Here is an 8,624-nt window from a genome sequence, read left to right as displayed (position 1 = left end):
CCACACCTCGCTTCGCACCGTCAGTTGTTAATATGGCTCATTATCACGTTTCTATACACGGATAATAAAAAAAGTGAAACGACTTGGATCAGTGCGTCAAAGCATGGCGCTTTTTCTTCCACTTTCGGTCTTTGTTCGTTGTTTCAGGGAATGTATCACCCTTCTTCAACTTAATTTGTTTTGGATCTTGAATTTCGGTATGGAAGCTTCTTTCACCGACTTCCATATAAATGGCATCATTGGGTGCTTTGTCTCCCGGTTCGAATTCTGTTTTCTCGCCCATTGTGTAACCTCCTGAGAGCATGTTGTATAGATGCAGAAGCGTAACGAGATCGCTTGCCTATGTAGTGTGTGCGCAGGGGTATCCCTTAATGAATGGAGAAAAGTGCTTGTATGCGGACACGAAGATGCACTTGCATGTCATCCTTCATTTTGGTACACTAGTTTAGTGCGAGTTTTCTCGCTCCTTGCTTCTGACAAGATCAGAGGCCTGAAGTCCATAAGGAGGTGAACGTGAAATGCGCAAATACGAATTGATGTACATCATTCGTCCTGACGTAGAGCAAGAAGCTGTTCAAACAACAGTCGACAAATTCCAAGGCGTTATCTCTAACGGCGGTGGAGAAATTACGAAGCACGATGTGATGGGTAAGCGTCGTCTTGCTTACGAAATCAAGAAGTTCCGCGATGGCGTGTACGTTCTCGTGAACTTTACTGCAGAACCTGCAGTAGTAGCGGAGTTGGATCGTCAACTTAAGATTTCTGACGAAATCATCCGTCATCTTGTCGTTAGCGACGTGGCTTAATAGCCAAAACTATCGTAAGTTCGTAAAGGATACGTCGAAGGAGGGGATAGCATGTTGAATCGCGTGATATTGATAGGACGTCTTACACGGGACCCAGAATTGCGCTACACTTCATCTGGAGTGGCAGTAACGCAGTTCACGTTAGCGGTTGATCGACCGTTCTCGAGTCAGGGTGGGGAGCGTGAAGCGGACTTTATTCCAGTCGTTACTTGGCGGCAGCTAGCTGAGACATGTGCAAATTATTTGCGCAAGGGTCGGCTTACAGCAGTAGAAGGACGCATTCAAGTGCGCAACTATGACAATAACGAAGGTAAACGTGTATACGTGACTGAAATTATTGCTGATAATGTGCGTTTCTTGGAATCGAACCGTGATAACGGGGGAACACGTGATGATATGGGCGGCGGCAATTACGGTGCACCAGCACCGCAATACAACAATGCTCCAGCACGTGGTGGGAATTCCAATTCTCGCGGACAAGCAGCAGCAGATCCTTTCTCTGATGACGGTAGACCTATCGACATTTCCGATGATGATTTGCCATTCTAGAACGGAAAGGACTGACATGAATGAGCTTTAAGCAAAATGAAGGCGGCGAACGCGAAGGCCGTAAATTCGGTGGCCGTAGAGGTCGTAACAAGCGCCGTAAAGTGTGCTTCTTCACAGTGAACAAAATCACTCACATTGATTATAAAGACATCGACCTGTTGAAGAAATTCATCAGCGAGCGCGGCAAAATCTTGCCACGCCGTGTAACAGGTACAAGCGCGAAGTACCAACGTGCTTTGACGATCGCTGTAAAACGCGCTCGCCAAGTAGCATTGCTTCCGTACACTACGGAGTAATGATGGTGCAGAAGACAGCTGATATGATATCAGCTGTCTTTTTTATTGTCTTTTTTAATTTATCGACAGAGGGCGTTTTCGTTATCTCACATCGTGTTCGATTTTTGAATTGCTGATCTTATGGATTTCTGATCAAATATGTAATCATAACTGGAATAATTCCTTCTGCCACATGGCTTTCCAATACAGTGGAATGATACCCGTGCGGTTGACATGGCCTAGAGAGGGATGAAGCTCCTCTACGGATTGAAGGGAAGCAGGGGCTACAATCGAGCCTGTTAACTCTTACTTTCCCCGCATCTGCCAATAGCACGATTCCCCTAAGAAAATACAACGATATCTTCAACCATTTGTTCATGCTACCTCCTCCTGTTGCATAGGATTCATCATGTACAAGTATAGAACATATCATTTCTTTACTTGTACCGGCTAATACAGTAACCCATCCTTTCTTCTAATTTACCATGCCTGTATCCCATTCAATCTGTGGTTCGCAAATGAATAAATGCTGCTGCAGTTGGATGGGGGGTTCCGTCTCGAGGCGGATTCCTTCATATGGCTGCAGTGATACAATGGATAGCAGGAGAAGGATGAAAATGGATTCGGTACGGAGGTTTAGATCATGAGATGGCACGAACGATTCAGTAAACGTTGGCAGGGACAAGAAATCGACTATCAATGGCCATCCCCACAGCTTCCGATCATTAGCATCCGGAGCAGTGGCGCTAGCCGAGTAGGCCGACACAGTAAGGTCGCAATTGGCCTTATCGCGATTGGGGATATCGCAATTGGTCTCATCGCTGGAGGAATGATAAGTGTTGGTCTGTTTGCATTTGGTGCCATATCCTTAGGACTGCTGGCAGCAGTGGGTGCCATTGCATTCAGTGATTTATTTTCGGTAGGGGCGATTGCGGTTAGTGATTGGCTGTCCATTGGCGCTGTGGCCGTGAGTAGTGTCTTATCCATCGGTGTTGTTGTAATTAGCAACGTGGCATTAGGAGTCGTCGCTATCGGTCAATATGCGTATGGTGTCGTCGCTATAGGCAATCATGGGTTTGGACTCATTCCATTAACGTTAGATGTTGTACGATGGGTAAAGAGCTGGTTCGGATGATCATTATTCCATATCCTGTGTGAAAACCGCCCAAAAATGGGCGGTTTTTTGGTACTTCTGTCAAAATAGTGATCCGGATCATGAAATCTGTATTTTCCTTTTTGATCGTTTGCATGTAAAATAAAAATATTGTTTCATGCATAATCATCAAAGAAATTTGTCAAAGAGGGTTCTGATTACCGGTCGTTACAAACAGATAAAATCGACCGAGCATGCTCATCCTATATCTGATACAGCTTAACCATAAGGGAACGTGGATATTCCAATATGGGTTGTGAAGCTGTTCAGTGTTGAATGTGAGCATGTCTTTTACATTCATCGTCACATACTGTTCTAGGCAGGTACTAAGCGGTGTGAAGCTCATGTTCAACGAATAGAGTAAGTGCACGATCGCATGATCAAAAGCCGCAATTATTACGATTCGAATAAATGAGAAGTAAAACGATGAGCAGCTAGCATGGCTGGTCTTTTTTGAAAAATCACCATGCGAATCTTTCTAGGGGAATAGGTACTGCTAGTATAGGAAATTCGTGCCGTTCGCACCGGGGCAGGTATCTTTGAGAAGTGAAGCAGGTGTGATGTGCTGCCAATTTCGAATTAGAGCGAACCGAAGCTTACACACATGAGGAAAATTGAAACACCATATGCGTAAGGGAAATCAGATTGACGCAGATAGCCATGCGCAGCATAATGTTTTTCATCTGGTCAATGCGGAAAATGCCTAAGAGCTATACTGAAACAGTATGGAAGGCAACAAAAATGCTTCTTATATGTATGAAATAAGAACTATCGGTTAGTAAATGGATTTTGGATATGATTGCATCACATAAAGGAAGAAGAGGATTACGAATGAAAAAAAATAAATATAAAAAATGGGGAATCGCCCTGGCAATCATCGCGATTGTTGGTCTTAGCGGATTTATATTCCGAAAGCAGCTAGCGGTTCTGGCCTTCGATATGTTCTTATCCGGACATGTTGAAGAGTCGTTTGATAAGTCATATAAGCCAATTGAAGGCAAAGAAGAAATTATTCGCAAAGTGACGGAGCCATTCTCGGTACTACTGCTGGGGGTTGACCAGCGAGGCAAGGAAATTGGACGTTCTGATACGATTATATATTCTGTAGTTCGACCACAAGATAACAAAGTATTGCTGCTGTCGATTCCACGTGATACGTATACGGAAATCATCGGCAAGGGATTTGAAACGAAGCTCAATCACGCTTATGCCTATGGCGGTGCGAAGATGAGCATGGAGTCGGTAGATAATCTGCTCAAGCATAAAGTTGACCATTATGCGACAATTAACTTCGAGGGATTGAAGGATGTCGTCAATGCATTAGATGGCGTTAAACTCCCAATTACGAAGGCGATCGTCAACAAGGATCCCGATCATGAGAAGTTCCGCATAGAGCCGAACAAGCCGATCTATGATGGTCAAGAAGCATTGTACTTCGTACGTTACCGTGAGGATTCGGATATGAACCGTACGATGCGTCACCGCATATTCTTGAACGCGGTTATGCAGCGTACCATTGAAATGGACAAAATCGGACGCATTCCAGAGCTTATTGAAATTATGGGTGAGAATTTTACAACGGATATGCGACCGAAGTATATGATTGATTTGGCCAAGACAATATTCATGAATGACGGAATGCCAAGCATTAGCAGCTATATGCTGCATGGTGACGGCAAGATGATTGGCAACGGCTGGTACTACATGGTGAAGGATGAGGATCTGGATTATATTAAGACTCTGCTAGACAACTGGCTGGATCCGAAGACGAGCAAAGAAAATCTAATGGAACCACGCCAAGTGAAAGAAGATTAATGGAATAAAAACCGGAAAGTCAGTCGTATTTTTTACGACTGGCTTTTTGTTTTTGTATGCCTAAATGTGTTAATTTATTGTTAGGGAGTTACAGCGATCATCTCGTCGCTGGAGTCGTTTGAGGAGGAGACCTAACGGATGAACATTGCTTTTTTCTTAACACCGAAACATGAGGTTGTTAGTCTTACATTGAATACAACATTGAGACAAACACTCGAACGAATGGAATATCATCGGTACACGGCTGTTCCGATTTTGAATGATGAAGGGGAATATGTAGGGACGGTTACCGAAGGAGACCTGTTATGGCACATGAAAAATTCCAATGGCGCGATTACGTTTGAGAACGCTTCAAAATCCTTGCTGAAAGAAGTTTCGCTGAATATGCATAATAAATCAGTACGAATTGACTCCAATATGGAGGATCTTATTAATTTGGCCAAGGTGCAGAACTTTGTCCCAGTGGTTGATGATATGAACCGTTTTATTGGCATCGTGAGGCGTAGTCAAATTATCGAATATTGCGAGCAGTTCGTCACCAAAGCTATGGATGTGAAGTAATTATGGTATAATGAAAATGACGCCCTTTTCAGAAATATGGAAGATATAGGGATATACCCGCGGAATAAGCGGTCTCTGGGTTTCTTTCCGGGGGAAAAAGATTGAATGCGCAAGAGGTGAACGTATTGAAAAACCGCTGGTCATCGTCTTTATTATGGGCGATTGTAGCGCTCGTATTGTTATTATCCATATTGCAGCCGATACAGGTGTTGACGATGAGTTTTATGGCGGTTCCATTTGTGATGCTGTATGCAACGCAATCAAAGCAGAGATTCGCTCTCATCACTGCTGCCGTGCTTGCCGTCGTCTACTTGTTAATGGGGAAGGCAGGCATGATTGTTGCTGTAACCGCCTTGTACTTTATTATTCCGGGCATTGTCATTGGCCACATGTTTAAAAGTAGGAAGCCTGCACTCAACGTGTTCGTTGCTGGAACTGTAACATTTCTCGTTGAGTCCCTTGTCCTCTTCGTCGTGGCGAAGTGGGTACTAGACTTCAATGTGTATGAATTTGTGATTGAGATGCTGAACTACGGGATGGTCGGTGTTGAGCAGTCTGCACTATTCCCGACGCAAGTGACAGCAGAAATGAAACAGCAATTTGCGCTTCTCATGAGCAAGATGGTTCCATTTATGATGATTGTGAGTGCGCTGTATATGGGTACGATTACGTACGCTATCAGCCGCCGTCTATTAACCGCGCAAGGACATGATGTGCAGAAGATGAAACCTGTACACCAATGGATGCTTCCGAAGTCTCTTGTCGTGTACTATTTCATCGTTGTGATTCTTGACCTTGTTGGCCCGAAGTCAACGGACAGCTTCTTAACGATGATTGTATTGAACTTGGCGCCGCTCTTGCAGTTGGCATTCGTAGTGCAGGGGATTGCCTTTCTCTTCTTCTTTGCGCACATGAAGAAATGGGGCAAGGTGCTGCCGATCGTCATTACAGTAGCTGCATTGTTCATTCCGCTGCTCTATTCACTACTTCGAATTGTAGGATTGGTGGATCTCGTCCTTCCGATGCGGAAGTACCTATCCAAACCAAAAGTATAGGGTGAGAAGGCATGCCTAAACTATTGTTTCAACGTTGGTATACGAAGCATACAAGCTGGACATTCGTTGTATTGATCGCCATGAGCTTAGTGCTGACCTGGTATAACTGGGGAGTCGGGGTATTGGCATGGATCAGTATTGCAGCGCTCGCTATGGCATCGTTCACGGCAGAACGTAAATTCCGGGAAGAGACGGAGTCGTATTTATCAACGCTTGGATTGCGAGTAAAGCGGGCTGGGGAAGAGGCCATCGTCGACTTGCCGTATGGCATCCTTTTGTATCGTGAGGATCGTGTCATAGAATGGCATAATCCTTATGTATCTCAGCTAACCGGACAGGATGGGTTAGTTGGAGAGGAATTGACGGATATCTTCCCACAGCTTCATATGGGAAAAGAAAAGGATCGCTCCGCTGAACTGTTCATCGGTGGGCGCATCGTACATGCGGATATTGTGCCGGAGGAGCGGGTTGTCTACTTTACGGACATTACTGACCTGTGGAGCTTGCGCAAACGTTATGACGAAGAACGGATAGCAGTCGGAGTCGTCATTATGGATAACTTGGAGGAATCGACCCAAGGGCTGGACGACCAGCAGCGGGCTGCCCTGCTCGCGCGTGTAAATGGACAGATTACGTCCTGGGCAGGCGAGCATGGTGTATTGATGAAGCGGCTGTCCTCTGATCGACACTTCATGATTATGGATGTGCAGACACTGAAGGCACTGGAGCAGACGAGATTCGTCATTCTTGACGAGGTTCGGGAGACGACGCTTGATAATAAGCTTCCAGTAACACTCAGTATGGGCATTGCAGCTGGCGCGGACAGTATCCCAGAACTGGGTCAGCTGGCACAGTCAAGCTTGGATATTGCACTTGGCCGTGGCGGAGATCAGGTAGCGGTTCGCATGGGACAACGATTATCGTTCTATGGCGGTAAATCGAACGCGGTAGAGAAACGGACTCGGGTTCGCGCACGGGTTATCGCGCACGCGCTTCGAGACTTCATTAAGCAGAGTGACGCTGTGTTCATTATGGGGCACAAGAATCCAGATACGGATTCGATTGGATCGTCGATTGGCGTGCTGAACGCATGCCGTATGCTTGGAATTGAAGCCTATATCGTGCTGGAAGAGAGCAATCCTTCGATCGATCGTCTAGTGGACTATTTGAAGAAGGATGAAATTCTATGGTCAAGGTTCATCTCTCGAGCGGAAGCTATCGAAATGATTACGGAAGCAAGCCTTTTGGTTGTATGTGACACGCACAAAGCTTCTATGGTAGAAGAGCCGCGCCTGCTCCAATCGGATCGGATCGTCATTATCGATCATCATCGCCGAGGCGAAGAGTTCATTAATGACGCGGTTCTCGTTTATTTGGAGCCCTATGCATCTTCTACGGCTGAGCTCGTTACGGAACTGCTGCAATATATCCATAATCGGATTAATCTCAGCATGCTGGAGGCAACGGCATTGCTGGCAGGCATCACGGTAGATACGAAGTATTTCACGCTGCGAACAGGCTCGCGCACATTCGATGCGGCAAGCTTCCTTCGCAGACAAGGTGCAGACCCACTGCTTATCCAGCGTATCTTAAAAGAAGATCTGGATGAGTACATTCAGAAGGCGGAAGTCATCCGCCACGCACAGATGCTGTATGGACATATTGCGATTGCGGTTACAGAGCCAGGACGAAAATTTTCTCAGTTGCTCATTGCACAGGTAGCTGATACGCTATTAAATATGACCGATGTTCTCGCTTCGTTCGTTATCAGCGAGCGAAATGACGGACTCATCGGGATTAGCGCGCGTTCGCTGGGCCAGATGAATGTACAGGTCGTTATGGAACGGCTGGGCGGCGGTGGACATCTAACGAATGCCGCAGCTCAATTGCAAGGTACGCTTGTTGAGGCAGAAGCGAAGCTGAAGCGCGTGCTGGAAGAAATCGACGCAGAAGAGGGGTTGTTCGAATGAAAGTCATCTTGTTGCAGGATGTAAAAGGACAAGGCAAGAAAGGACAAGTCAAAGAGGTTTCCGAAGGGTACGCTCAAAATTTCCTCATCAAGCAGGGACTGGCTCGTCCAGCGACGGACGGCAATCTTAAGACCCTGGATCAACAGAAGAAGTCAGAAGATAAGCGTAAGGAACAAGAAAAGATAGATGCGGAAATGCTTGCAGCGAAGCTGGGAGAAACAACAGTTGAGTTGAAGGCGAAGGCTGGTGAAGGCGGCCGTCTGTTCGGTGCCATCACATCAAAGCAGATTGCAGAAGCTCTTGCAGGCATGAAGATCAAAATAGATAAGCGTAAAATCGAACTGCATGACCCGATTCGTACGCTAGGATTTACGAATGTAGCCGTGAAGCTGCATCCTGAAGTCAAGGCGACGATGAAGGTGCACGTAACGGAGGAATAG

Annotated in this window: 10 protein-coding genes; 9 read left to right on the top strand and 1 reads right to left on the bottom strand. The window is 45.9% G+C overall.

Translation table 11 applies throughout. From position 1 onward, the window contains the following. Window positions 1-88: 88 nt before the first annotated feature. Window positions 89-283, bottom strand: a complete 195-nt coding sequence (locus tag BBG47_RS06790; RefSeq protein ID WP_021257541.1) for a YjzC family protein — start codon at window positions 281-283, stop codon at window positions 89-91. 235 nt (window positions 284-518) lie between these two features. On the opposite strand from BBG47_RS06790, the gene rpsF reads away from it, so the two are divergent. The 9 genes from rpsF to rplI all read left to right on the top strand — a co-directional run bounded on the left by rpsF (window position 519) and on the right by rplI (window position 8,624). Beyond that, window positions 519-806, top strand: a complete 288-nt coding sequence (rpsF, locus tag BBG47_RS06785; RefSeq protein ID WP_021257540.1) for a 30S ribosomal protein S6 — start codon at window positions 519-521, stop codon at window positions 804-806. Between the two features lie 51 nt (window positions 807-857). After that, window positions 858-1,355 (top strand): single-stranded DNA-binding protein, encoded by a 498-nt coding sequence (gene ssb / locus BBG47_RS06780; protein ID WP_021257539.1) that lies wholly within the window; start codon window positions 858-860, stop codon window positions 1,353-1,355. Window positions 1,356-1,375: 20 nt separating this feature from the next. Then, window positions 1,376-1,651, top strand: coding sequence for a 30S ribosomal protein S18 (rpsR, locus tag BBG47_RS06775; protein WP_021257538.1), 276 nt, complete (start codon window positions 1,376-1,378; stop codon window positions 1,649-1,651). A gap of 622 nt (window positions 1,652-2,273) precedes the next feature. After that, the gene (locus tag BBG47_RS06770; RefSeq protein WP_065291085.1) at window positions 2,274-2,765 is read left to right on the top strand and encodes a hypothetical protein; all 492 of its coding nucleotides are present in this window, start codon (window positions 2,274-2,276) and stop codon (window positions 2,763-2,765) included. Window positions 2,766-3,614: 849 nt separating this feature from the next. Continuing rightward, on the top strand, window positions 3,615-4,598 hold the full coding sequence (locus BBG47_RS06765; RefSeq protein ID WP_065291084.1) for an LCP family protein: 984 nt from the start codon (window positions 3,615-3,617) through the stop codon (window positions 4,596-4,598). Window positions 4,599-4,736: 138 nt separating this feature from the next. After that, window positions 4,737-5,159, top strand: a complete 423-nt coding sequence (locus BBG47_RS06760; RefSeq protein ID WP_021257535.1) for a CBS domain-containing protein — start codon at window positions 4,737-4,739, stop codon at window positions 5,157-5,159. A 101-nt stretch (window positions 5,160-5,260) separates the two neighbouring features. Next, window positions 5,261-6,214, top strand: coding sequence for a YybS family protein (locus BBG47_RS06755; RefSeq protein ID WP_227775004.1), 954 nt, complete (start codon window positions 5,261-5,263; stop codon window positions 6,212-6,214). 11 nt (window positions 6,215-6,225) lie between these two features. Continuing rightward, window positions 6,226-8,184 (top strand): DHH family phosphoesterase, encoded by a 1,959-nt coding sequence (locus BBG47_RS06750; RefSeq protein ID WP_065291083.1) that lies wholly within the window; start codon window positions 6,226-6,228, stop codon window positions 8,182-8,184. Beyond that, window positions 8,181-8,624: a 50S ribosomal protein L9 gene (rplI, locus tag BBG47_RS06745; RefSeq protein ID WP_021257532.1), complete on the top strand. Its 444-nt coding sequence runs from the start codon at window positions 8,181-8,183 to the stop codon at window positions 8,622-8,624. Before BBG47_RS06750 ends, rplI begins: the two co-directional genes overlap by 4 nt.

Source organism: Paenibacillus sp. KS1, from assembly GCF_001680695.1.
GTDB classification, from domain to species: domain Bacteria; phylum Bacillota; class Bacilli; order Paenibacillales; family Paenibacillaceae; genus Paenibacillus_B; species Paenibacillus_B suaedae.
The sequence above is the reverse complement of the archived record's forward strand: the minus strand, read 5'-3'. Positions and strand labels throughout refer to the sequence as shown.